This is a genomic window from Streptomyces sp. AC627_RSS907, from assembly GCF_019049165.1.
In genome coordinates, this window is the sequence record NZ_JAGMUE010000202.1 from 5600 (window position 1) to 28585 (window position 22986).

The 22986-nt window shown below is 73.6% G+C and carries 20 protein-coding genes, 2 tRNA genes and 1 pseudogene; 2 read left to right on the forward strand and 21 right to left on the reverse strand.

Annotated elements, in window-relative coordinates; genetic code table 11:
• The 15 genes and pseudogenes from KUM32_RS31820 to KUM32_RS31890 all read right to left on the reverse strand — a co-directional run.
• A pseudogene (locus KUM32_RS31820) lies at positions 1–549 on the reverse strand (MBL fold metallo-hydrolase); the annotation flags it as partial.
• 341 nt (positions 550–890) lie between these two features.
• On the reverse strand, positions 891–2027 hold the full coding sequence (locus tag KUM32_RS31825) for a ComEA family DNA-binding protein (protein WP_217145420.1): 1137 nt from the start codon (positions 2025–2027) through the stop codon (positions 891–893).
• 116 nt (positions 2028–2143) lie between these two features.
• On the reverse strand, positions 2144–2989 hold the full coding sequence (locus KUM32_RS31830) for a DegV family protein (RefSeq protein ID WP_217145421.1): 846 nt from the start codon (positions 2987–2989) through the stop codon (positions 2144–2146).
• A 72-nt stretch (positions 2990–3061) separates the two neighbouring features.
• A complete protein-coding gene (locus KUM32_RS31835) occupies positions 3062–3802 on the reverse strand; it encodes a hypothetical protein (protein WP_217145422.1) in 741 nt (246 codons plus the stop codon).
• Between the two features lie 200 nt (positions 3803–4002).
• Positions 4003–6897: a leucine--tRNA ligase gene (gene leuS / locus KUM32_RS31840; RefSeq protein WP_217145423.1), complete on the reverse strand. Its 2895-nt coding sequence runs from the start codon at positions 6895–6897 to the stop codon at positions 4003–4005.
• A gap of 362 nt (positions 6898–7259) precedes the next feature.
• Positions 7260–7332 (reverse strand) — tRNA-Ala (locus tag KUM32_RS31845).
• A gap of 185 nt (positions 7333–7517) precedes the next feature.
• Positions 7518–7751: a hypothetical protein gene (locus KUM32_RS31850; protein WP_053750770.1), complete on the reverse strand. Its 234-nt coding sequence runs from the start codon at positions 7749–7751 to the stop codon at positions 7518–7520.
• A 3-nt stretch (positions 7752–7754) separates the two neighbouring features.
• Positions 7755–7928 carry a hypothetical protein gene (locus KUM32_RS31855; RefSeq protein ID WP_217145424.1) on the reverse strand — a complete coding sequence of 58 codons (174 nt, stop codon included), beginning with the start codon at positions 7926–7928 and terminating at the stop codon, positions 7755–7757.
• A 201-nt stretch (positions 7929–8129) separates the two neighbouring features.
• Positions 8130–8202: transfer RNA gene (locus KUM32_RS31860), tRNA-Ala, on the reverse strand.
• A 155-nt stretch (positions 8203–8357) separates the two neighbouring features.
• A complete protein-coding gene (locus tag KUM32_RS31865) occupies positions 8358–9029 on the reverse strand; it encodes a histidine phosphatase family protein (protein WP_217145425.1) in 672 nt (223 codons plus the stop codon).
• Complete coding sequence (gene rsfS, locus KUM32_RS31870) at positions 9026–9472, reverse strand: ribosome silencing factor (protein WP_217145426.1); 447 nt, start codon at positions 9470–9472, stop codon at positions 9026–9028. The genes KUM32_RS31865 and rsfS overlap by 4 nt, the downstream gene beginning before the upstream one ends.
• A gap of 85 nt (positions 9473–9557) precedes the next feature.
• Entirely contained in the window at positions 9558–11333 is a 1776-nt protein-coding gene (locus tag KUM32_RS31875) for an LCP family protein (protein ID WP_217145427.1), read from the reverse strand.
• Between the two features lie 16 nt (positions 11334–11349).
• Positions 11350–12060: a nicotinate-nucleotide adenylyltransferase gene (nadD, locus tag KUM32_RS31880; protein ID WP_217145428.1), complete on the reverse strand. Its 711-nt coding sequence runs from the start codon at positions 12058–12060 to the stop codon at positions 11350–11352.
• A 58-nt stretch (positions 12061–12118) separates the two neighbouring features.
• Entirely contained in the window at positions 12119–12286 is a 168-nt protein-coding gene (locus KUM32_RS31885; RefSeq protein WP_217145429.1) for a hypothetical protein, read from the reverse strand.
• Between the two features lie 121 nt (positions 12287–12407).
• On the reverse strand, positions 12408–12569 hold the full coding sequence (locus KUM32_RS31890) for a hypothetical protein (RefSeq protein ID WP_217145430.1): 162 nt from the start codon (positions 12567–12569) through the stop codon (positions 12408–12410).
• 142 nt (positions 12570–12711) lie between these two features.
• Here KUM32_RS31890 and KUM32_RS31895 point away from each other — a divergent pair, with 142 nt between their 5' ends.
• On the forward strand, positions 12712–13854 hold the full coding sequence (locus KUM32_RS31895) for a M48 family metallopeptidase (RefSeq protein WP_254406430.1): 1143 nt from the start codon (positions 12712–12714) through the stop codon (positions 13852–13854).
• 530 nt (positions 13855–14384) lie between these two features.
• Here the strand turns inward: KUM32_RS31895 and KUM32_RS31900 are convergent.
• The 5 genes from KUM32_RS31900 to proB all read right to left on the reverse strand — a co-directional run bounded on the left by KUM32_RS31900 (position 14385) and on the right by proB (position 19454).
• The gene (locus KUM32_RS31900; protein ID WP_217145432.1) at positions 14385–15449 is read right to left on the reverse strand and encodes a hypothetical protein; all 1065 of its coding nucleotides are present in this window, start codon (positions 15447–15449) and stop codon (positions 14385–14387) included.
• A gap of 84 nt (positions 15450–15533) precedes the next feature.
• The gene (locus KUM32_RS31905; RefSeq protein ID WP_217145433.1) at positions 15534–16133 is read right to left on the reverse strand and encodes a hypothetical protein; all 600 of its coding nucleotides are present in this window, start codon (positions 16131–16133) and stop codon (positions 15534–15536) included.
• A gap of 105 nt (positions 16134–16238) precedes the next feature.
• Positions 16239–17525: a glutamate-5-semialdehyde dehydrogenase gene (locus KUM32_RS31910; protein WP_217145434.1), complete on the reverse strand. Its 1287-nt coding sequence runs from the start codon at positions 17523–17525 to the stop codon at positions 16239–16241.
• A 98-nt stretch (positions 17526–17623) separates the two neighbouring features.
• Entirely contained in the window at positions 17624–18016 is a 393-nt protein-coding gene (locus KUM32_RS31915) for a hypothetical protein (RefSeq protein WP_217145471.1), read from the reverse strand.
• 313 nt (positions 18017–18329) lie between these two features.
• Entirely contained in the window at positions 18330–19454 is a 1125-nt protein-coding gene (proB, locus tag KUM32_RS31920) for a glutamate 5-kinase (RefSeq protein ID WP_217145435.1), read from the reverse strand.
• A 361-nt stretch (positions 19455–19815) separates the two neighbouring features.
• On the opposite strand from proB, the gene KUM32_RS31925 reads away from it, so the two are divergent.
• Positions 19816–21870 carry a hypothetical protein gene (locus KUM32_RS31925; RefSeq protein ID WP_217145436.1) on the forward strand — a complete coding sequence of 685 codons (2055 nt, stop codon included), beginning with the start codon at positions 19816–19818 and terminating at the stop codon, positions 21868–21870.
• A 110-nt stretch (positions 21871–21980) separates the two neighbouring features.
• On the opposite strand, the gene galE is transcribed toward KUM32_RS31925, so the two are convergent.
• Positions 21981–22952, reverse strand: coding sequence for a UDP-glucose 4-epimerase GalE (gene galE / locus KUM32_RS31930; protein WP_217145437.1), 972 nt, complete (start codon positions 22950–22952; stop codon positions 21981–21983).
• Between the last annotated feature and the right edge of the window lie 34 nt (positions 22953–22986).

Here is a 22986-nt window from a genome sequence, read left to right on the forward strand (position 1 = left end):
CGGCGGGCCACCGGGAACGTCCGTGGCGTCCGTGGCGTCCAGGTCCACGAGCACCAGCACCGGCGTCCGTGTCGCCGTCACCGTGCCGACCGCCTCCGTCACCCGTCGCGCTTCGGCTTCGATCAGCACGGTGGGCGGCATCGCGTGGTTCCCCCGGACGCGGGGGCGGGTGAGGCGGGGATCGGCGGTGATCTCCACCTCGGAGGTGACGGTGGCGTACTGCCGCGCCAGCGCCGGAAGAGGTCCGCGGCGCAGGTCCGCGCCGTGCAGCGCGGCCGAGGTGGCGGCCGCGGCGACGCAGAGGAGCAGGGCGGCGACCGACGCCTGGGGACTTCCGCGAGGCGTGCGCCGCCGCCTCGTCCACAGCAGCAGCGTGCCGGCCGCCGTCAGAGCCCCGACCACGGCACTCACGGCCCACACGGTCGGCACGTCGAGCACCAGCGCCGCCGTCCCCCAGGCCGCGAGCGCGGGTGGCACCAGCCGCAGGTCGGCGGGGGCCTCCTGCCGGGGGTGGGCGGCACCGAGCCGATGCCCGGAAGCGACGTGCACGGCCGCACGCGGGGACACCGCCCGGTCGGCGGAAGCGGCAGGAGCGGCGGAGGGGGCCGCACGGCCGACGGAACCGGCAAGGACGGTGGGACCAGCGGGGGCGGCGGAGTCGGCGGGACCTCCGGGGGTGGCGGAGGGGGCCGCACGGCCGACGGAACCGGCAAGGACGGCGGGACCAGCGGGGGCGGCGGAGTCGGCGGGACCTCCGGGGGCGGCGAGGACGGTGTGATCGGCAGCAGCCGCGGACGCGGCGGCGTGCGTGGACCGGGCGTGGGAGGTCCGGCGGGTCGGTGGGCCGGCGGGGCCTCTCGGCCGCCCCGGGCCCTGGCCGGGTCGCGGGCTCATGGCCGCACGAGGTCCCGCAGGTCGGCGAAGCGGCGCTCGCCGATGCCGTTGACCTCGCGCAACTCGTCCACCGAGCGGAATCCGCCGTGCTGTGTGCGGTAGTCGATGATGTGCCGGGCCAGCACGGGGCCGACGCCCGGCAGCGTGTCGAGCTGGTCGACGGTGGCCGTGTTGAGGGACACCGGTGCGGCGGGGGCCGCCCCCGCCGTGCCACCCGGGCTGCCTGGGCCGCCCGGTCCGCCGGTTGCGCCGGCCCCGCCCGGACTGCCGGGGGCGGCCCCCGTGACCGGTGCGGGGGCACCGACGATCACCTGTTCTCCGTCCACCAGGAAGCGGGCCCGGTTCAGCCCTTCGGTCCTGGTGCCGGGTCGTACGCCGCCGGCCGCGCGCAGGGCGTCCGCGACCCGTGAACCGGCCGGGAGACGGTGGACACCGGGCTTGCGGACCCTGCCCCCGACGTCCACCACGATCTCGGCACCCGCCCCGGACGGCCCGGCCTTGGTCCCGGACGTGCCGGTCCCGGACGTGCCGGTCCCCGACGTGCCGGCTCCGGACCTGCCGGTCCCGGCCCCGTCTCCGGCCGCGCCGCTCGCGTCCGCCCGGCCGAACGCCGCCGCCTCCCGCACCACCTCGGGCGCCGCCACCGGCTGGGTGCGGCCGGTCCAGAAGTGCTGCACGGCGAAGACCGCCGCGACGACGAGCAGGACCGCGAGCGCGGCCACACTGCGCCGCTCCAGCCCGCACCGCGTCTGCAGCCACACCGGTAACCGCTCGCGCAGCGCCGAGCCGGCCCGCCCCCGCCAGGCCGCCGCGTCGCCGTCGGCCGCGTCCGGGGCCTCTCGCTCCTCCCGCCTCCGTGCCGCACCGCCGTCCGCGGCGCCGCCGGAGCGTTCGTCGCCGTACGGCCCGGCCGGCGGCGGCCCCTTCCCCGGCTCGCCCCACTGACCGGCGTGTTCGTCGAACAACGCCTCCGCGCGTCGCCGGAGCTCCTCCGCCGACGCATCACGGTGCCCGTGTCGCGCCCGGCCGAGGGAGCGGGGAGCGCGGCGGTGGCGGAGCCGGCCGTCGGAGGCCGGTCCACGACCCGGGCCGCTGGTCGCGGTCGCTGTACGTGAGCGTGATCGAAGAGCCATGCGCCGAGGATCGGTCACCCCGGCACTCCCGCGATGATCATGCTCGATTCCAGGGGACTACCGCCGGGTTGTGGACAACTCCGGCCCCCGCACGGGTGACACGGGACGGCCGGCCCTCAGCGGGACGAGACCACGACCCCCAGCAAACCGGGCCCCGTATGCGCCCCGATCACGGCGCCGACCTCGCTGACATGGAGGTCGGCCAGCCCGGGCAGCCGGTCCCGCAGGCTGTCCGCCAGGGCCGAGGCCCGGTCGGGGGCCGCGAGGTGGTGGACGGCGATGTCGACGGGTGCGCTGCCGGCGCGGTCGGCGACGATCTCCACCAGCCGGGCGATGGCCCTGGACGCCGTACGGACCTTCTCCAGGGGCTCGATGCGGCCGCCGTCCAGCCGCAGCAGCGGCTTCACCGCGAGCGCGGAACCGAGCAGGGCCCGGGCCGCCCCGATCCGGCCGCCACGACGCAGGTAGTCGAGGGTGTCGACGTAGAAGAAGGCGGAGGTGCTCGCGGCCCGTTTCTCCGCGGCCGTGACGGCTTCGTCCACCGTGCCGCCCGCCTCCGCCGCCTCGGCCGCGGCGACGGCGCAGAATCCGAGGGCCATCGCGATCATGCCGGTGTCCACGACGCGCACGGGAACCGGGGCCTCGCGCGCGGCGACCACGGCCGCGTCGTGGGTCCCGGAGAGTTCGGCCGAGAGGTGGAGGGAGACGATGCCTTCGGCGCCGGATGCGGCGATCCTGCGGTAGGTCTCGGCGAAGAGCTCGGGACTGGGGCGGGACGTGGTGACGGGGCGCCGCTTCTGCAGGGCCTGGGCCAGCGAGCGGGCCGAGATCTCGGTGCCCTCCTCCAGTGCCCGGTCACCCAGGACGACCGTCAGGGGTACCGCGGTGATGCCGTGCCGCTCCATCGTCCGGGCCGGGAGGTAGGCCGTTGAATCCGTGACGATAGCGACATGGCGGGACATGAGCTGGAGGTTACCTGGCGTAGCGCCCGTGCGGCAGACCGGCCCCGACGACCGGGTGTCCACGGTCCCGTGTCAGGTCGTGCTCTCCGGGCGGGCCTTCTTCTGCCAGGGGTACACGGGGCTCTGGACGGGCGGGGTGATGGCGGGCCGCGCGGGATCCTCCGCCGGACCCTGACGCGGGGTCTGCGGCCGGGGCTGCCGCGCGGCGGGGGCGTCGGCGACCGGGGTCCCGGGCCAGGACGGCGGCGCGGCGGCGGGTTCCGTCCCGGCCTCCGTCCAGTGCCGCAGGGCGCCGGCCTCGACGTCGATCTGGGCGCTCAGCGAGTCCAGGTCGTCGTCGGCGAAGCGGCGGGCCCGGTCGCGGGCCGCCCAGCGCAGGGCCTCCGCGGAGCGGGTGATGCGCTCGGTGCGCTCGCGCAGCGCGGGCAGGCGCTCGCCGAGCGTGGCGCGGTCGGGCTCGGCCTCCAGCCGCCTGAGCTCGCCGTCCAGTTCGAACCCGTGCGCGCTGAGCCGCTGGAACAGGGCGAGGGACTCCTTGAGGGACTCGTCCTCGGCCACGCCGGCGTGCAGCGCGTCCTGCGTGGCCCGCATCGACGTGCGCAGGGCCAGCCGGAGCTGGGCGAGCTCGCTCGCCGGGCCCGTCTGCACCAGGGACTTGGCCCGCAGTGTGTGGTCCTCGACCGTGCGGCGGGCCTGGGTGATGCCGCGGTCCACGCCGCGCTTGGCCGCGCCGACGGCCTTGACCGTGGCGTAGGCGCCCAGCACGAGGGCGAGCACGAAAAGCAGGGCGAAGACTGCGATCACTGCTTCCACGATGCTCCTCCTCCGAGCGTCCGGCCCGTGGACCGGCGAGCCGCGGCACGGCACCCGCCGCGCCGCTCTTCCACGGTAAACGCAGCGGGCAGGCCCAGGGTTCCGACAGAACCCCGAACCTGCCCGCACAGAACCCCGAACGAGCCCGCACAGAACCCCGCACCAGCCCGTAGGGGCTACCCCGAGCCCCTGGTCACCGCCTAGGCGGGGACGATGTTCACCAGCTTGGGCGCCCGCACGATCACCTTGCGGATACCCGCCCCGCCCAGCGCGGCCACGACCTTGTCGTCGGCCAGCGCGGCCTTCTCCAGGTCGTCCTCGGAGATGGAGGGGGCGACCTCCAGCCGCGCCTTGACCTTGCCCTTGATCTGGACGACGCAGGTCACGGTCTCGTCGACGACGTAGGCCGGGTCGGCGACCGGGAAGTCCTGGTGCACCACGGAATCCGTGTGCCCCAGCCTGCGCCACAGCTCCTCGGCGACGTGCGGGGCCAGGGGCGCGACCAGCAGCACCAGGCGCTCGGCGACCGAGCGGGGGACCACGCCTCCGGCCTTCGTCAGGTGGTTGTTCAGCTCCGTGACCTTGGCGATGGCCGTGTTGAAGCGCATGCCCTCCAGGTCCTGGCGCACGCCGTCGATGGCCTTGTGCAGGGCCCGCAGGGTGTCCGTGTCGATGTCGGACTCCGCGACGTCCGCCACCGTCACCTCACCGGTGTTCTCGTCGACGACGTTGCGCCACAGCCGCTGCAGCAGCCGGAACTGGCCCACCACCGCGCGCGTGTCCCACGGCCGGGAGACGTCCAGCGGCCCCATCGCCATCTCGTACAGGCGCAGCGTGTCGGCACCGTACTCGGCGCAGATCTCGTCGGGGGTGACCGCGTTCTTCAGGGACTTGCCCATCTTGCCCAGCAGCCGGGAGACCTTCTCGCCCTGGTAGTAGTAGGCGCCGTCGCGCTCCTCCACCTCGGCGGCCGGCACCGCGATCCCGCGGCTGTCCCGGTAGACGTAGGCCTGGATCATGCCCTGGTTGAACAGCTTGTGGAACGGCTCGGCCGAGGAGATGTGCCCCAGGTCGAACAGGACCTTGGACCAGAAGCGCGCGTACAGCAGGTGCAGCACGGCGTGCTCGGCACCGCCGACGTACAGGTCGACGCCGCCGTGCGGCAGGCCCTCGCGCGGGCCCATCCAGTACTGCTCGGTCTCCGGGTCGACCAGCCGCTCACCGTTGTGCGGGTCCAGGTAGCGCAGCTCGTACCAGCAGGAACCGGCCCAGTTGGGCATGGTGTTGGTCTCGCGGCGGAACCGGCGGGGGCCGCGCCCGTCGCCCAGGTCCAGGGTGACGTCGACCCAGTCCTCGTTGCGGGACAGCGGGGTCTCGGGCCGGGTGTCGGCGTCGTCCGGGTCGAAGGTGCGCGGGGAGTAGTCCTCGACCTCGGGCAGTTCCAGGGGCAGCATCGACTCGGGCAGGGCGTGGGCGACGCCGTCCTCGTCGTAGACGATCGGGAAGGGCTCACCCCAGTAGCGCTGGCGGCTGAACAGCCAGTCGCGCAGCCGGAAGTTGACGGTGCCCGCGCCGACTCCGGTACGCTCCAGCCACTCGGTGATGCGGGCCTTGGCGTCGGCGACGCCCAGGCCGTCCAGGCTGATCTCGTCGTTCGACGAGTTCATGATCTTCGCGTCGTACGACCCGAAGGCGTCCTCCCACGTCGCGGGGTCGGTGCCCCGGCCGTCGGTCGGCTCGACGACGCAGCGGATCGGCAGCTCGAAGGCGCGCGCGAACTCGAAGTCGCGCTGGTCGCCGGCGGGGACGGCCATGATGGCGCCGGTGCCGTAGCCCATCAGCACGTAGTCGGCGATGAAGACCGGGATCCGTTCGCCGTTGACCGGGTTGGTCGCGTAGGCGCCGATGAAGACGCCGGTCTTGTCCTTGGCCTCGGCCTGCCGCTCGACGTCGGACTTGGCCGCGGCCTGCGCGCGGTACGCGGCGACGGCCTCGGTCGGGGTGGCGTGGCCGCCGGTCCACACCTGGTGGGTGCCCTCGGGCCAGGCGGCCGGGGTGAACTTCTCGACCAGCGGGTGCTCGGGCGCCAGCACCAGGTAGGTCGCACCGAACAGGGTGTCCTGGCGGGTGGTGAAGACGGTGATGTGCTCGCCGTCGACGGGGAAGTCGACGCGGGCGCCCTCGGAGCGGCCGATCCAGTTGCGCTGCTGCAGCTTGATGGCCTCGGGCCAGTCCAGCTCGTCCAGGTCGTCCAGCAGCCGGTCGGCGTAGGCGGTGATCCGCATGTTCCACTGGCGCAGCTTGGACTTGAAGACGGGGAAGTTGCCGCGCTCGGAACGGCCGTCGGCGGTGACCTCCTCGTTGGCCAGTACGGTGCCCAGGCCGGGGCACCAGTTGACGGGCGCGTCCGAGGCGTAGGCCAGGCGGTACTCGCCCAGGACGTCAGCGCGCTCGGCCTCGGTCAGCCGGTCCCAGGTGCCGCCCTGGGGCAGCGCGCGTTCACCGGACTCGAACTGGGCGACCAGTTCGGCGATCGGGCGGGCCTTGCGCGCCTCCTCGTCGTACCAGGAGTTGAAGATCTGCAGGAAGATCCACTGGGTCCACTTGTAGTACTCCGGGTCGATCGTGGCGAACGACCGGCGCTTGTCGTGGCCCAGGCCCAGCCGGCGCAGCTGGCTCTGCATGTTCTTGATGTTGGCCTCGGTGGACACGCGCGGGTGCGTGCCGGTCTGCACGGCGTACTGCTCGGCGGGCAGGCCGAAGGCGTCGAAGCCCAGGGTGTGCAGGACGTTGTGTCCGGTCATCCGCTGGAAGCGGGCGAAGACGTCGGTGGCGATGTAGCCCAGGGGGTGTCCGACGTGCAGGCCCGCACCGGACGGGTAGGGGAACATGTCCATGATGAACTTCTTGGGCTTGGCGACCAGCTCCGGGTCGCCCGCCAGGTCACCCTCGGGGTTCGGCGCGGCGTACGTCCCCTCGGCGTCCCAGAAGTCCTGCCAGCGTGCCTCGATCTCGGCGGCCATGGCAGCCGTGTAGCGGTGCGGCGCGGCGTCCGCCGACACGGGGGCGGTCGCCGCGGGGTTCGTCTCGCTCATGATCCTCAAAGCTCCATCGATCGTCTCTGCCAGCGGCTGCGACATCCGGAAACGAAAAATCCCCTCGCACAGGAGGGGACGCCGCGCCGATTCCGGCCACCGGACTACGACCGGGGCCGGGACTGATCAGCGCGGCTCGCTAAGCAGAAGGCGTACGGCACGCATGGCGTCAGGGTACCGCAGTCGCCGAGCGACCGGCGACGGGCTTGCGGGCCACGCCTGGCCCGGAGACCCGCGGACCGGCCCCGCCCTCGCGCGCCGGTCTGCCGGCGCTTGCCCCCGGGCCGGGGACGACGGGCGCTCAGGCGCCGGCATACGAACGAACCCCCCGGATCGATGATCCGGGGGGTTCGTTCTTCCTGTGGAGCTAAGGAGAATTGAACTCCTGACCTCCTGCATGCCATGCAGGCGCTCTACCAACTGAGCTATAGCCCCTTGCTTTCATGCGGTTGGGCCGCATGCTTTCCGTGTCGCCCGGTTTCCCCGGCGGCGACGCCAACATTACACGGTCCACCGGGTCCAACACCAAATCGTTTCCGTTCTGTCCGATTTGGAGTAGTTCGACTTCGGAGCGGTCCTGCGCTGGTCCGACGACGCCGGTGCGGTGGCTTGGGTGGCCGCTAGGCCGTCACGAACGAGTAGAACCGCTTGAGCGTGCAGTGTTCCTCGAGAAGCCTGCCGTAGATCGGCTCACCCTCGAGTTCGCGGTACGTCTCGATGGGGTCGCCTTTTATGATCAGCGCCCGCGCGCACTCCTCGCACCAGTACTGGTACTCGGGGTTGACCGGCTCCATGTCCCGCACGATCGGGGTGCCGCTGCCGCACCAGTCGCACTTCCGCCTGTGTGCACCCATCGGTCAGCTCCAGCTGTGGCCGCAGGCCGTGCACACGTACGAGATCCCGCCGTTGTCACCGAGGACCTGGGCCACGTGTGCGGAACCGCAGGAAGGGCAGCCGAGGCGGGTGGCCGTGTTCCGTGCCACCGTTCCGCCGAGGAGGTGACCGACCTCCTCGAGGATGCTCGAAGGCATCGCCACTCCCTCCCGTCGGGCCGCGGTCCCCAGCCGGCCGTTTGATTCTGCCACGACCGGGCCGGGGCGGTCAGCGACGCCTCAGTACCAGTCCGGACACGGAATCCCCAGGGGGTATGCGCCCGTGGGGCTCGTGTTGCCCCAGCGCAGGAAAACGAAAAATCCCGCCCCCCGAAGGGGACGGGATTCGTCCGTGGACTGTGGAGCTAAGGAGAATTGAACTCCTGACCTCCTGCATGCCATGCAGGCGCTCTACCAACTGAGCTATAGCCCCTTGCGGCCACCCGGCCAGGCCGTGTGGTGTTTCGCCCCGCTCGGCGGGGCGAACAAGAAGAACTTTAGCCTGCGACCTGCCGGAAAGTGAAATCCGGGTCCCGGGCCCCGCCACCTGCGGCTCAGTCGTCGTCGCCGGGCCCCGCCACCTGCGGCTCAGTCGTCGTCGCCGAGCACCGGCTCCGGCAGCGTGCCGGCGTTGTGCTCCAGCAGGCGCCAGCCGCGGGCGCCCTCGCCCAGGACGGACCAGCAGCAGTTGGTCAGGCCGCCGAGGCTCTCCCAGCTGTGCGGCTCCAGCCCGAGCAGGCGGCCGATGGTGGTGCGGATCGTTCCGCCGTGGCTGACGACGACGAGGGTGCCGTCCTCGGGGAGCTTCTCGGCGTGCCGGAGCACCACGGGGGCGGCACGGTCGGCCACCTCGGTCTCCAGCTCGCCGCCGCCGCGGCGCACCGGCTCGCCGCGCTTCCACGCCGCGTACTCCTCACCGTGCCGGGCGATGATCTCGTCGTGCGTCAGCCCCTGCCAGGCGCCCGCGTAGGTCTCCCGCAGGCCCTCCTCCAGCGTCACCTCGAGGCCGGTGAGCGCGGCGAGCTCGGCGGCCGTGTCGGCGGCCCGGCCGAGGTCGGAGGCGACGATCGCGTCGGGACGCAGGTTGACGAGCAGCCGGGCGGCGCGACGGGCCTGGGCGACGCCGGTCTCGGTGAGCTGGACGTCCGTGGAGCCCTGGAAACGGCGCTCCACGTTCCACGAGGTCTGGCCGTGCCGCCACAGGATGACGCGACGGCCGCGGCCGGGCCCGCCGGCCGTCACCTCACCGGTGGCGCTCATCGCCAGTCCCCGTCGGTCTCCGTCGCCTCCTCGGCGGCCTGGAGCCGGGCGTGCTCCTCCGCCTTGCCGCGGGTCTCCTTGGCGTCGGCGGGCAGCTCCAGCTCGGGGCAGTCCTTCCACAGCCGTTCCAGCGCGTAGAAGACGCGCTCCTCGCTGTGCTGGACGTGGACGACGATGTCGACGTAGTCGAGCAGGATCCAGCGCGCGTCACGGTCGCCCTCTCGGCGGACCGGCTTGGCGCCGAGCTCCTTGCCCAGCCGCTCCTCGATCTCGTCGACGATCGACTTGACCTGGCGGTCGTTGGGCGCGGACGCCAGCAGGAAGGCGTCCGTGATCGACAGCACGTCGCTGACGTCGTAGGCGATGATGTCGTGCGCGAGCTTGTCGGCGGCCGCCTGGGCGGCGGTGTTGATGAGTTCGATGGAGCGGTCGGTCGCGGTCACTGCCTGGCTTTCGGGTCGGCGGTCGGTTGACCTCAAGGGTCTCACGACCGCCGACGGCACCCCACGTGACGAACGACGCCGCCGGCTACGACGCCGGTTCGTAGTCCCGGCCGAGGACCACCGAGACCTTCGCGTTCGCGGAGACCTCGCCCTGGGTGACGGAGTCGGTGGGCAGGCCCAGCGTCTTGGCGACCTCGACGGCGTCCTCCTTGTCGGCGGCCTCGGCGTAGACGACCTTCGACGTCGCCTCGGTGCCGGACGCGGTACCGCCCTCCAGGAAGGTGAAGCCGCCGTTGAGGAGGACGACGCGGGCCTGGCCGGCGCGGTCCTCGACGCCGGTGGCGTTCCGGACGGAGACGCTGACGGCCGCGTCCTCGTCGGGGCTCTTGGCGGTGCCGCCGAGGACGTCCTTGACGACGCCCTCACCGGCCCCGGCGCTGAGCCGGCCGTCGTCCTCGACGGGCAGCAGCGCGGTCTTGAAGTCGCCGCCCTTGGCGAGGTCGGAGAGGCCGGCGAGGAAGGAGCCGAGGTCCTTCTCGGTCAGCGGCGGGTCGAGGATCAGCCCGAGGGTCTCGATGGTGGTCGTCGCGGCCTGCGGGTCGGAGGACAGCTTGCGCAGCACCCCCTGGAGGACCTGCCCGAACCGCTGCAACTGGGCGTCGGCAGCCTCGCCGGAGCCGCGGTGGGTGGCGTAGGCGACGGCCATCTTGCCGCTGAGGGTCTGGCCCTCGCCCTTGCGTACGAGCGGCGTCGCGCCCTTGTCCTTGGCATCCGGGTCGGGGACGTCGGCATCGGTGTCGATGTCGATGGTGCCGACCAGGTCGACGAGGACCTGGAGGTAGGGGGTGTCCAGGCGCCAGGTGCCCTCGATGTCGGTGCCGAGGGCCGTGTCGAGCGCGGTCCGGGTCGCGTCGGGGCCGTCGTCGTCGACGGACTTGGCGAGCGTGGTGGAGGTGCCGTCGTCGCTGGTCAGGGTGAGGGAGTTGGGCACCAGGACGGCGGTGCCGCGCTTGGTGGTGGTGTTGTCCACGAGCAGGGCGGTGGAGGTGCCGCCGCCCTTGGTGTCGTGCAGGTGGACGGCGATGACGTCGCGCTTCTGGGCGCCGGCCGCCGTCGTACCGCCCGGCTCGGAGTCCGACGAGGACAGGCCGGGCAGTTTCCCGGCGTACCAGAGGTAGCCGACACCGCCGACCACGACCAGCGCCAGCACGACGGCCAGGGCGACGACACGCGTGCGTGCGCGACGCCGGGCCTCCTCGCGGCGCTCGGTGCGGTTCTCCGTGAACTTCATCCAGTCGATGACGTCCTCGGAGTCGTCGGCCGGCTCCTCGACGAAGGCGAACTGCTCCGTGCGGTAGTCCCGGTCGGGTTCGGCGGGGCCGGCCGCCGAAGCCGCCGCCTCCGTCTCCTCGGGCGGGCCCGCCTGCTGCGGGATGTGGGTGGTCTGCTCGGGGACCCGCGGCTGCGGGCCACTGGTCGCGGCCCGGCCGTACGGGTCGTACGGCGCCTGCGTGGGCAGGCCTCCCTGGGGCGCGGCGGCGACGTGGCCGTCGCCGTGGGCCGGGTACTGCTGACCGGTGTCGTAGCCGGTCTGGGAGCCGTAGGCGTCGTAGGGGGCGTACGGCTGCTGGGCGGGCGGCTGTCCGCCCGTGGCGTACGGGTCGTAGCCGTGGCCCTGCTGCCCGTACTGCTGCTGCGCGTACGGGTCGTACGGCTGCTGCGGGCCGGGCTGTGCCGGGTCCTGGCCCTGGGGATGGGTCTGCGCCTGGGCCGGGCGGTACACCGGCCGGCCGTACTCGTCATAGCCGACGAGTTCGTACGGGTCGCCGCCCCCGTACCCCGCGTCGTATCCGTCGTTCACCGGTGCCCCTCTCGGCTCACTCGCCGCGGTACAGCTGGCGCTTGTCGATGTAGCGCACCACTCCGTCCGGCACCAGGTACCAGACGGGGTCGCCCTTGGCGACTCTCGCACGGCAGTCCGTGGAGGAGATGGCGAGGGCGGGGACCTCGACGAGCGAGACGCCGCCCTTGGGGAGTCCGGCGTCCGTCAGCGTGTGTCCGGGCCGGGTGACGCCGATGAAGTGCGCGAGGGAGAAGAGCTCCTCGCTGTCGCGCCAGGTGAGGATCTGCGCGAGGGCGTCGGCGCCGGTGATGAAGAACAGGTCCGAGTCCGGGTTGAGCGCCCGCAGGTCGCGCAGGGTGTCCACGGTGTAGGTGGGGCCGCCGCGGTCGATGTCGATGCGGCTCACCGAGAACTGCGGGTTCTCGACGGTCGCGACGACCGTCATCAGGTAGCGGTCCTCGGCCGCCGAGACCGTGCGGTGGCTCTTCTGCCACGGCTGTCCGGTGGGCACGAACACCACCTCGTCGAGGTGGAACTGCGCGGCGACCTCACTGGCCGCCACCAGGTGTCCGTGGTGGATCGGGTCGAAGGTGCCGCCCATGACGCCGAGGCGGCGCTTGCCCGATCGCGACGGGCCGTTGCCCGGGCCGGTGGCGCGGGCGGGCACCGCGCGGTTCTGCGTGCCGCGCGCCGGAGCGTGCGCCGTGTCGTGCGCCGACCCCGTAGGCATGTCCTGCTCTCCCATGCGTGCAGACCCTACCGGCCCGGCCCGGAGGCTCCGGCCGGGCCCACGGCCCGCGCGCTCAGCGGTCGCGGTTGAACCGGGTGGTGATCCACAGCAGCAGCATCAGGATGACGAACGCGCCGATGCCGGTGACGTAGGGGCTGAGGCTCTCGTGGTTGCCGCCGTGATCCTCGCCGCCCTCGGCGGCAAGGGTGACAAACTGGGCAGCGGTGCTGGGGAAGCTCATCGTCGGCAGGACCTATCCGGTGTGGGCGGGACAAAGACGTCCGCTCATCGTATGCGGGCGTCCCGGCGGCGATCACGCCGACTCCGCCGTTGGGGACGGTCGGGGGAACCTTCGGATCGCCTCAGTCGTCCTTCCGCTTGTACCCCCGCAGCAGGAACCACGCGGTCAGCACACAGCCCAGCACCATCACGACCAGGATGACGCGGAGCAGGTTTCCCGGCCCTTGCTGTCCGGCCGCGGTCGCCGCCGCGGCGAGCCAGTCGGTGTGGGGGGTGTGCGCCATGACGTGGACTCCTTCGCTGTACTGCCCGTCCACGGTATCTCCGCCTAGGCTGGGCTCGGCCTCGGGGGTGCAAAGGGCCGCACAAGGGTTCGCAAAGGGCCGTACACACGCACAGGCCACACAGACGCACATGGGGGAAGACATGTCCGACGGCCACCAGCACAACGGGCACGAGAACGTGCCGAGCAGGCAGCGCAGGCGCTTCCCGGGGATCTCCTCGCGTGCGTACGAGCATCCGGCCGACCGCAGCGCGCTGGTGGCGCTGCGGAAGCTGAGCGGCTTCGACACGGTCTTCAAGGCGCTGAGCGGGCTGCTGCCGGAGCGGAGCCTGAGGCTGCTGTTCCTGTCCGACTCGGTGCGCGTCTCGGACCGGCAGTTCGCCCATCTGAACGTCATGCTGCGCGACGCCTGCTACATCCTGGACCTCGAGAAGGTCCCCCCGATGTACGTCAACCAGGACCCGACTCCGAACGCGATGTGCATCGGCCTGGACGAGCCGGTCATCGTCGTCACCACGGGCCTCGTCGAGCTGCTGGACGAGGAGGAGATGCGGGCGGTCGTCGGGCACGAGGTCGGGCACGCGCTGTCCGGGCACTCGGTCTACCGGACCGTCCTGCTCTTCCTGACGTCCCTCGCGGTCCGGGTCGCCTGGATCCCGCTGGGCAATCTGGCGGTCATGACGATCGTGACCGCGCTGCGCGAGTGGTTCCGCAAGTCGGAGCTGTCCGCGGACCGGGCGGGTCTGCTGGTCGGCCAGGACCTGCAGGCCTCCATGCGGGGCCTGATGAAGATCGCGGGCGGCAACCACCTGCACGAGATGAACGTGGACGCGTTCCTGGAGCAGGCCGACGAGTACGAGGCAGGGGGCGACCTGCGCGACTCCGTGCTGAAGATCCTGAACGTGCTGCCCCGCTCGCACCCCTTCACCACGGTGCGGGCCGCCGAGCTGAAGAAGTGGGCGGCCACCCGGGACTACCAGCGGATCATGGACGGTCACTACCCGCGGCGCGAGGAGGACAAGGACACCTCGGTCCGGGACTCCTTCCGTGAGTCGGCGTCCAGCTACGCCACGCACGTCCGCAGCTCCAAGGACCCGTTGATGAAGCTGGTGAACGACATCGCCGGCGGCGCCGGTGACCTCGGCGACCGGGTGCGGCGGGGCTTCGGCGGCTTCACGGCCTCCCCGCCGAGGCCGCCCGAGGACACGGAGGGACCGGAGGGCCCCGGGGACACCGGCGGCGGCCCGCGGACCCCGGACGACCGGCCACCGCACGACAGCGCCTGACCCTCGCCCCCGGCGGTGGCGCCACGTGCGACCGGCGCCGCCCTCCGGCGCGGACGTGCCGCCCCGCCCGCCGCGCGCCCGGACCCGGCCGCGTTCGGCACACGACGGTCGGGGGGCGGTACACGGGTACGCGACGGCACCCCGGCAGCCCGCCCACGGGGCACGAGTCCGCCCACGGGGCACGAGCCGGCACGCGGGGCGCCGCGCGGGCGTCGGCGCTCAGCCGGTCCGGCGCCCCCGCCTCCCGCCCCGCGACACCGGCCGAAGCACCCAGTACGCCCGGCCCCGCCCGGGCCACACCGCGTCGGCACGCCGCCCACGGCACGAGCGGGCACGTGGGCACCGGGCGCCCAGCCGGTGCGGGGCCCCGGGCCGCCCCTTCTGCGACACCAGCCGAAGATCCCGGCACGGCCGGCCCCGCCCGGGCCACACCGCCTCGGCACGCGCGCCTGCGCACGGCGCTCGGTGGCAGGCGCACGCCGGCGCCTGACCGGTGCCGTCGGCCGGCTGGGGTGGGTGGTGGCCCGGGCTCAGGGCGTCGGCTGGGCGCCCTTCGCGAGGGTGCCGCACAGGGCCGTGGCGCTGTCCGCGGTGTACGGGTCGGTGCCGGCGGGGCCGCCGGTCCTGGCCGTCTGGCCCGCGAGCAGCGGGCGGAGGTGGTTGGCCGAGTCCTCGGCGCAGGAGAGCGGGCCCGCCTGCACATGGGTCGCGACGAGCTGGGTCTGGTGCAGCCGCAGGTCGTCCCGGTCGAAGCGGAAACGCAGCTCGCGCCGGACGGTGAACAGGGAGGCCTCGGCCCGCTCCTCGCCGGCCGCCCGCAGCGGGTAGACGATGGTGTGGTCGGCGGTGACCTCCAGCGTGGAGGCGTCGCTCTCCTCGGCCCGGAGGCTGCCCCGCACCCGGATCTCGTCGTCGGCCAGCTCGGCCCGCGCCGGGTCGAAGCGCACCAGCCACCCGGTGGGCGCGTGCCGGCCGTCCGCGGCGGGCCGGCCGAAACTCGCGTCGAACTGGTCGAGCTGCTCCGGGTCCAGCAGCGTCCGCACCGAGCGGACCTCCCCGCCGCCCAGCACGCCCGGGTCGAGCGACGAGCGCACGACGTAGCTCCTGGCGGTGGTCAGCGCGCTCATCACCTGGTCGTCCGAGAAGTGCGCGGTGCGCCTGGCGTCCGGCAGCGGGACGCCCTCGGCGCCGGACCGGAAGCGCGCGGCCGGGCTGTGGTCGTACAGCCGGGCCACGTCCTCGGCCCCGGGCACCCGGCCCTGGGGGGCCAACGGGACGACGGTCATCCGCACCGGCTCGGCGGGCCGTGCGGAGGGGCTCTGGTACGGGTGCCGTACGCCCATGTAGATCGCGGTGCCGAAGGCGACGGCGATCAGCACGACGAGGACCAGGGCCTGCCGGGTCAGTCCCCGGTGCAGGGGCGCCCGGCGGCGTACGGCCGGCGTGTGGTCGGCCATGCGCTCCCGGGCGGAGAACTCCTGGAGGCGGGCAGCACGGACGAACGACTCGTCGAACACGACGGATCGGTACTCGTCCTCTCCGCCCCCGGGGGCGCCGTCCGGCGTCCCTCCAGGCGGGTCGCCAAGCCCTGCCATACCTTCAGGGTAGGTCTGGGGAAGGTCGCGTAAACGCGCTGGTGCAGGTCAAGTTGGGCCAGGTTCGGGCCGCCGGACGGCAGGTCAGGGGCTGCGCGGAATCACCGGGACGGCCGGCGGGGAGTAGTCGGCGGAGGCCGAGGGTGCCAGCGGCGGGCCGCCCTGCTCGGGGCCGGTCGAGACGGGCGGCGGCACCTGCTCCGTGCTGCTGTCACCGGACGCGCCCCGGTAGACGGCCGCGAAGGCCAGCGCGACCATGCCGACGCCCATCACGAGGGCGAGCATCCAGGCGACGGGACGGTGCCAGCGGACCTGCTTGCCGTACGCCGCGGGTGCGCCGTACGGCCGGTCGAGGAGGTCGCGGTCGTCGTCCGGATCGTCGAAGTCGGGATCATGGCCGAAATCGCCGTACCCGTCGTCGTATCGCTCGGCTCTGGCGCGGCCCCGGCGGGCCGCCTCCGCCTCGGTGGCCTCGGCTCTGGCCTCCGCGGCGGCCAGGAGGCGTTCGACGGCGGTCGGCTCATGCACCTCGGCCGCCCGTACGAAGGCCTCGTCGAAGACCACGGAGGCGAACTCTTCGTCCGACACCCCGTGGTCGTGGTCGTCGTCGGGCTCCCAGCCGTCAGGGAACGGCCTACCCCCCACGTCCTCCGGCACGGGTCCACAGTAGACCCGGTGGGTCAATTTGGGCAGACGGTAGGGAAATTCATCCAGTGGGTGAGATGCCCCGATCGGGTCACGGGCGCACCCCGCGGCATGTGCCGTTCACATATGCCGCCGGCGCGCGCCTCAGCGGCGCACGTGCCCGTCACCCGTGACGATGTACTTGGTGCTGGTGAGCTCCGGCAGCCCCATCGGGCCCCGGGCGTGCAGCTTCTGGGTGGAGATGCCGATCTCGGCGCCGAAGCCGAACTGGCCGCCGTCGGTGAAGCGGGTGGAGGTGTTCACGGCCACCGTCGTGGAGTCGACCAGCCGGGTGAAGCGCCGGGCGGCCTGCTGCGAGGTCGTCACGATGGCCTCGGTGTGGCCGGAGGTCCACAGCCGGATGTGCTCGACGGCCTTGTCGAGGGAGTCGACGACCGCCGCGGCGATGTCGTAGGACAGGTACTCCGTCTCCCAGTCCTCCGGTGTGGCCTCGACGGCCGTCACCTTGGAGTCCTCGGCGTACGCCATCACGCGCTCGTCGGCGTGCACGGTGACCCCGGCCGCCGCGAGGGCGTCCAGCGCGCGGGGCAGGAAGTCGGCGGCGATGTCCTGGTGCACGAGGAGGGTCTCGGCGGCGTTGCAGACGCTGACGCGCTGTGCCTTGGAGTTGATCAGGATGTCGACGGCCATGTCGAGGTCGGCCTGCGCGTCGACGTAGACGTGGCAGTTGCCGGTGCCGGTCTCGATGACGGGGACGGTGGACTCCTGGACGACCGTGTTGATCAGCGAGGCGCCGCCGCGCGGGATGAGCACGTCGACCAGGCCGCGGGCCCGCATCAGCTCGCGCACGCTCTCCCGGCTCTCGCCGGGCACCAGCTGCACGGCGTCGGCGGGCAGCCCGGCCCCGCCGACGGCGTCGCGGATCACCCGGACGAGGGCGGTGTTCGACTGGTACGCCGAGGAGGAGCCGCGCAGCAGCACGGCGTTGCCGGACTTCAGGCACAGGGCGGCGGCGTCGACCGTGACGTTGGGCCGGCCCTCGTAGATGATGCCGACGACGCCGAGGGGCACGCGGACCTGGCGCAGGTCGATGCCGTTGGGGAGGGTGGAGCCGCGCACGACCTCGCCGACCGGGTCGGGCAGCGCGACGACGTCGCGGACGTCGGAGGCGATGGCGCGGACCCGCTCCGGGGTCAGGGTCAGCCGGTCGATGATGGCCTCGCTGGTCCCGGCGGCGCGGGCCTTGGCCACGTCCTGCGCGTTGGCCTCGACGATCTCGCTCGTGCGGACCTCCAGCGCGTCGGCGACGGCGAGCAGCGCGTCGTCCTTCGCGGCCCGCGGCAGCGGCGCGAGGTCGGCCGCGGCGGCCTTGGCCCGGTAGGCGGCCCGGGTGACCGGGGACATCGAGTCGTACGGCGAGAGCGTGGTCATGGGGGGAAGGGTAGTGGGCCGGGGCTGACCGGCCGGTGCCCGTCCCGCGCATCGAGACACGCACCCGGAGGGGGTGGAAACGCGCGTACCGGACAGGGTCAGAAGGGGTGGACCCCGACCGGCGTCGCGGGCGCCGGTCCGTACCCCGCGGCGATGCGCTGGTGGTAGGTCGCCCGGTCGATGACCTCCAGGCCGACGATCTCCCAGGGCGGCAGCCCCGCGGTCTGCCGGTGCTCACCCCACAGGCGCAGGGCGACGGCTGCGGCGTCGTGCAGGTCGCGGGCCTCTTCCCAGTACCGGATCTCCGCGTGGTCGTCCGCGTATCTGCTGGTCAGCAGGAAGGGGTGGTCGTGGGCGAGCTGCTCCAGGGCACGCCGGACCTCGGGCAGCGGGGCCCGGGCGCCGGAGACGCTGAGGGTGACGTGCCACAGGCGCGGGGTGTGCTCGGGCTCCTCGCCCCGGAACCGGTCGCCGGCCGAGACGCTGGCCAGGGCGCGCTCCTCGCCGGTGGTGCGGGATCCGCCGCGGGCACCGCCGCCGGGGCGGGGTCCCGCGCCGGTGCGGGAGGCCCCGCCGCCTCGGGAACCGGTGGCGCTGCGGGAGCCGTTGCCGGCGCGGGAGCCCGTACCACCGTGGGGCGCCGCCGCCCCAGGGCGCACTTCGCTCACGAGGGGCCTCCTTCACGCGCACGGCTCGGCCCGGTGGTCGGCCGGGCTTGTCCCTGAGGAAAGTTGAGCAGGCCACACAAGATCGCGGGGCGGTTTTACGGAACGTCCACCGCTGGGTCAGGGACGTTTCGGCCGATTACGGGTGCAGGATGACCAGATCGTCCCTGTGTACGATCTCCCGTTCGTACGCCGGCCCCAGTTCCCGGGCCAGTTCCCGGGTGGAGCGGCCGAGCAGCCGGGGGATCTCCTTGGCGTCGAAGCTGACGAGCCCCCGGGCCACCGCGCGCCCCGCGGTGTCCCGCAGCTCCACGGGGTCGCCCGCGGCGAACTCGCCCTCGACGGCCGCGATCCCGGCCGGCAGCAGTGACTTGCGGCCCTCGACGACCGCGCGCACCGCCCCGTCGTCGAGGACGAGCGCCCCCTGGGGGGTGGAGGCGTGCTGGAGCCACAGCAGGCGGTCGGCGGAGCGTTTGCCGGTGGCGTGGAAATAGGTCCCGGTGTCCCTGCCGGCGAGACCGTCGGCCGCGTGCACCGCGCTGGTCAGGACCACGGGGATGCCGGCGGCGGCGGCGATCCTGGCCGCCTCGACCTTGGTGACCATGCCGCCGGTGCCGACACCGGCCTTGCCCGCGCTGCCGATGTCGACCCCCGCGAGGTCGGCCATGTCCCGGACCTCGGCCAGCCGGGAGGTGCCCGGCCTGCTGGGGTCGCCGTCGTACACGCCGTCCACGTCGGACAGCAGCACCAGCAGGTCGGCGCGGACCAGGTGGGCGACGAGGGCGGCGAGCCGGTCGTTGTCGCCGAAGCGGATCTCGTCGGTGGCGACGGTGTCGTTCTCGTTGACGATCGGGAAGGCGCCCATCGCCAGCAGCTTGTCCAGGGTGCGGGAGGCGTTGCGGTGGTGGGCGCGGCGGCTCATGTCGTCGCTGGTGAGCAGCACCTGGCCGACACGGACGCCGTGGCGGGCGAAGGAGGCGGTGTAGCGGGCGACCAGCAGCCCCTGCCCGACGCTGGCGGCGGCCTGCTGACGGGCCAGGTCCCTCGGGCGGCGGCGCAGGCCCAGCGGGGCGAGGCCGGCGGCGATGGCGCCGGAGGAGACGAGGACGATCTCCTTGTCCGTCCCCCGCACCTTGGCCAGCACGTCGACGAGCGCGTCGACCCGGTCGGCGTCGAGGCCGCCCGCCGCGGTGGTCAGCGACGAGGAACCGACCTTGACGACGATCCTGTGGGCCTCGCCCACGGCCTGCCTTGCCCCTGCCACTGTGTCGTCCGCCCTCCCGCGCCGACGCGCGCCGGTCCGCGCGCTCGCCAGGCAATCTACGCGAAGGGGATCGCGCCCCGCGTCGCGGTCCAGGCTGCGGACAGGGCGGCGGACGGGGCCGGCGTCCGTCGCGTCGAGGGCGCGGTCAACACGCGCGTGTCGTCGGGAGGTCGCCGGGCGTTAACCCGGACGTCCGATGCGCGACGAGCCTGGAGCGACCGCAGTGCCCCTATCCCTGCCCCGCCGCCGTCTTCCCCGCCGCCGTCTCCCCCATCCCGGTCCGCTCCATCCCGGTCTGCCCCGCCCCGGACGGCCCCGCCTGGGTCTGCCCCGCCTGGGCCTGCCGCGTCGGCGGACCGCCGTGAAGCTGCTCGTCGTGGGGACCCTGGCGGCGGCCTGCGCCGCGCAGGTCGTGGCCGCGCTGCTGCCGCACGTGCCGCTGCTGCTCGTCGCGACCGCCGGTTCACTGGCCGCCGAGGGCGTGCTGTACCGGTGGCAGCGGGGCATGGTGTCGCTCTTCGCCAAGTCGCACGCCGACGTCACGGTCCGGCACGTGCTGCGGGACCTGCTGCTCGTGGTGGGCCTGCTGCGGCTCGGCGAGCAGCACCGGGAGACGGTGTACGCCCCGCTCGTCGCCGGCCTGCTCGCCTTCTACGGGCTGCACTGGGCGATCCAGGCGGTCTCGGTCCTGGTCCGGCGCACCCGGACACTGCCCGTGGTGACCCGGAACATCGACGTCTCGGCCCTGCGCCTGTCCCCGGCACCCCCCGCGCTGCTGCGCCGTCCAGGTCCCCGGCTGGCGGTCTTCGGGCTGCCGGCGACGGCCGGTCTGCTGGCCACGGCGGCCACCGACGCGCCGGTGTACGGCGCGGCCGGCCTCGCGCTGTCCCTGGCGGCGGCGCTGGCCGGCCTGGGCGCGCTGCTGCTGCGGCTGCTGCCGGGGCGCCGGCCCGCGAGCGAGCAGGAGGTGCTCGACTGGTTCGACGGGTGGCTGGCCCGGTACCGGCCCACCGTCGGCCTGTACTTCTCGGGCGGGGCGTCCTCGGCGTACCAGGCCAACATGTGGCTGGAGCCCCTCGCGCGGCTGGACGGGCGAGCGCTGATCGTGCTGCGGGAGCGGCACATGGTGCAGCGGATCGCCGCGACCGGCATCCCGGTCGTGTGCCTGCCGAAGGTGTCGACACTGATGCGTCTGGAGCACTCCACCCTCCGGGTCCTCCTCCATCCCTCGAACTCCGGGAAGACCTCGCAGGTCCTGCGCATCCCCACGATCAAGCACGCCTTCGTCAACCACGGGGAGAGCGACAAGCTGTCCTCGTGCAACCCGTACGCGAAGGCGTACGACGAGGTGTGGGTGGCGGGTCCGGCGGCGCGGGAGCGGTACGCGCTGGCCGAGGTGGGCGTGCAGGACCAGGACGTGGTGGAGATCGGCCGTCCGCAGCTGGGCGCCGTGCGGCCGTACGCGGGGCCGCCCGCTCCCGGCGCGTACACGACCGTGCTCTACGCGCCGACCTGGGAGGGCTGGGACGGCAACCCCGGGAACACGTCGGTGATCGAGGCCGGCGAGAACCTCGTACGGGCGCTGCTCGCGGATCCGGGCGTACGGCTGCTGTACAAGCCGCATCCGCTGACGGGGTCGGTGGATCCGCGGGCGCGCGCCGCGGACCTGCGCGTCCGGGAACTGGTCCGGGCGGCGAACCGGGAGCGGGGCGGGCCCCGGCCGGACGCGGCGGCGGCCGCCGCGCTGAGCCGGCGGACGGCGGAGCTGGACCGGCTCACGACGGCCGGATTCCGCTCCGCCGCGGACCAGGCGGAGCGGATGCTGTGTCAGCCCGCGCCGGAGCCGGGGCGGGCGGGGGCGGTGGCGCGGGCGACGGCCGCCTGGGAGGAGGCGTACTGGGCCTCGCGGCCCGACTGGGAGCACCAGGTCGTCACGGACGCCCGGCCACCGCTCTACTCCTGCTTCAACCGGGCCGACCTGCTGATCAGCGATGTGTCCAGTGTGGTCAGCGACTTCCTGGCGAGCGGCAAGCCGTACGCGGTGGCCAACACCAGCGGGCTGGCCGAGGACGTGTTCCGCGCGTCGTTCCCGACGGTGGCGGCGGCGACGGTGCTGACGCCGGACGCGGCCGGGGTGCCCGCGCTGCTGGACGCGGTCCGTCATCCGGAGCGGGACGAACTGGCCGGGGCGCGCGCCGCGTTGGCGCGCCGTCTGCTGGGACCGGCCGAGCCGCCGTCCCAGGAGCGCTTCGCCGCGGCCGTGCGGGCGCTGTCCGCGGCGGCCGGTGAGCACCGGGCGCGCAGGGCGCGGCGGCTGATGTCGGAGTCCCCGCTGCCCGGGCCCCGGCAGCATCCGCCCGTGTCCCCGTCCGCCACCGCCGCGCCCGATCCGGCCGGCCCGCCCCGGGTGCTCTGAGCCGGGCCGCCGTGCGGCGCCGGCCCCGGGCCGCGGTGCGCTGGGCCGAGGGGGCCGCCGCGCACCGGCCCCGGGCCGCCGTGCCCGGCGTCCTCAGCCCGCCGGCCGGTTCAGCCGTGCCGGTGGCACCAGCCCTGCCAGGCCGACTCGATCATGTCGTCCAGGCCGTGGCGGGCCGACCAGCCGAGTTCCTCACGGGCGCGGTCGGCGGAGGCGACGACGCGGGCCGGGTCCCCGGGCCTGCGCTCGGTGACCTGGGGGACGACGTCCTGCCTGCCGGTGACCTTGAGGATGCGGTCGACCATCTCCCGGACCGAACTGCCCTCACCCCGCCCGATGTTGAGGGTGAGCGAGGTGCCCTCCGGGGCGTCGGTCAGGCGCCGGGCCGCCGCGAGGTGGGCGGAGGCGATGTCCTGGACGTGGATGTAGTCCCGTACGCAGGTGCCGTCGGGGGTGGCGTAGTCGGCGCCGAAGACACGGGGGGCGTCGCCCTCCGCCAGGCGCTCGAAGACCATGGGGATGAGATTGAAGACACCGGAGTCGGACAGTCCGGGTTCGGCCGCGCCCGCGACGTTGAAGTAGCGCAGGGAGGCGGCCCGGATGCCGTGGGCCCGGGCGGCGGCGTTGATCAGCCACTCGCCGATCAGCTTGGTCTCGCCGTACGGGCTCATCGGCAGGCAGGGGGTGTCCTCCGTGACGAGGTCCACGTCCGGCATGCCGTAGACGGCGGCGGAGGAGGAGAAGACGAGGCGGCCGACACCGGCCGACGTCATGGCCTCCAGGAGGGTCTGCAGGCCCGTCACGTTCTCCCGGTAGTAGTGGAGCGGAAGCTCCACCGACTCCCCCACCTGCTTCTTGGCGGCGATGTGCACCACACCTGTCACAGCATGGTCACGAATCGCGCCCTCCAGGAGCGTCCCGTCCAGCACGCTGCCGACCACCAGCGGCACGCCCTCGGGCACGCGGTCGGTGCTGCCGGTGGACAGGTCGTCGTAGACGACCACGCGCTCACCGCCGTCGACCAGGGCGCGCACCACATGCGCACCGATGTACCCGGCTCCGCCCGTGACCAGCCAGCTCATCCTCATGCCTCCCAGGTCTTCGTCACTGGGTGCA

Excerpts from the sequence above, each read along its gene's own strand:
- KUM32_RS31895 (WP_254406430.1), top strand. The coding sequence starts at position 12,712 with ATGTCCGACGGCCACCAGCACAACGGGCACGAGAACGTGCCGAGCAGG.
- KUM32_RS31885 (WP_217145429.1), bottom strand. The coding sequence starts at position 12,286 with ATGAGCTTCCCCAGCACCGCTGCCCAGTTTGTCACCCTTGCCGCCGAG.
- KUM32_RS31865 (WP_217145425.1), bottom strand. The coding sequence starts at position 9,029 with ATGAGCGCCACCGGTGAGGTGACGGCCGGCGGGCCCGGCCGCGGCCGT.
- galE (WP_217145437.1), bottom strand. The coding sequence starts at position 22,952 with ATGAGCTGGCTGGTCACGGGCGGAGCCGGGTACATCGGTGCGCATGTG.
- KUM32_RS31825 (WP_217145420.1), bottom strand. The coding sequence starts at position 2,027 with ATGGCTCTTCGATCACGCTCACGTACAGCGACCGCGACCAGCGGCCCG.
- KUM32_RS31900 (WP_217145432.1), bottom strand. The coding sequence starts at position 15,449 with ATGGCAGGGCTTGGCGACCCGCCTGGAGGGACGCCGGACGGCGCCCCC.
- KUM32_RS31850 (WP_053750770.1), bottom strand. The coding sequence starts at position 7,751 with ATGGGTGCACACAGGCGGAAGTGCGACTGGTGCGGCAGCGGCACCCCG.
- nadD (WP_217145428.1), bottom strand. The coding sequence starts at position 12,060 with ATGGGAGAGCAGGACATGCCTACGGGGTCGGCGCACGACACGGCGCAC.
- leuS (WP_217145423.1), bottom strand. The coding sequence starts at position 6,897 with ATGAGCGAGACGAACCCCGCGGCGACCGCCCCCGTGTCGGCGGACGCC.
- KUM32_RS31830 (WP_217145421.1), bottom strand. The coding sequence starts at position 2,989 with ATGTCCCGCCATGTCGCTATCGTCACGGATTCAACGGCCTACCTCCCG.
- KUM32_RS31855 (WP_217145424.1), bottom strand. The coding sequence starts at position 7,928 with ATGCCTTCGAGCATCCTCGAGGAGGTCGGTCACCTCCTCGGCGGAACG.
- KUM32_RS31890 (WP_217145430.1), bottom strand. The coding sequence starts at position 12,569 with ATGGCGCACACCCCCCACACCGACTGGCTCGCCGCGGCGGCGACCGCG.
- KUM32_RS31910 (WP_217145434.1), bottom strand. The coding sequence starts at position 17,525 with ATGACCACGCTCTCGCCGTACGACTCGATGTCCCCGGTCACCCGGGCC.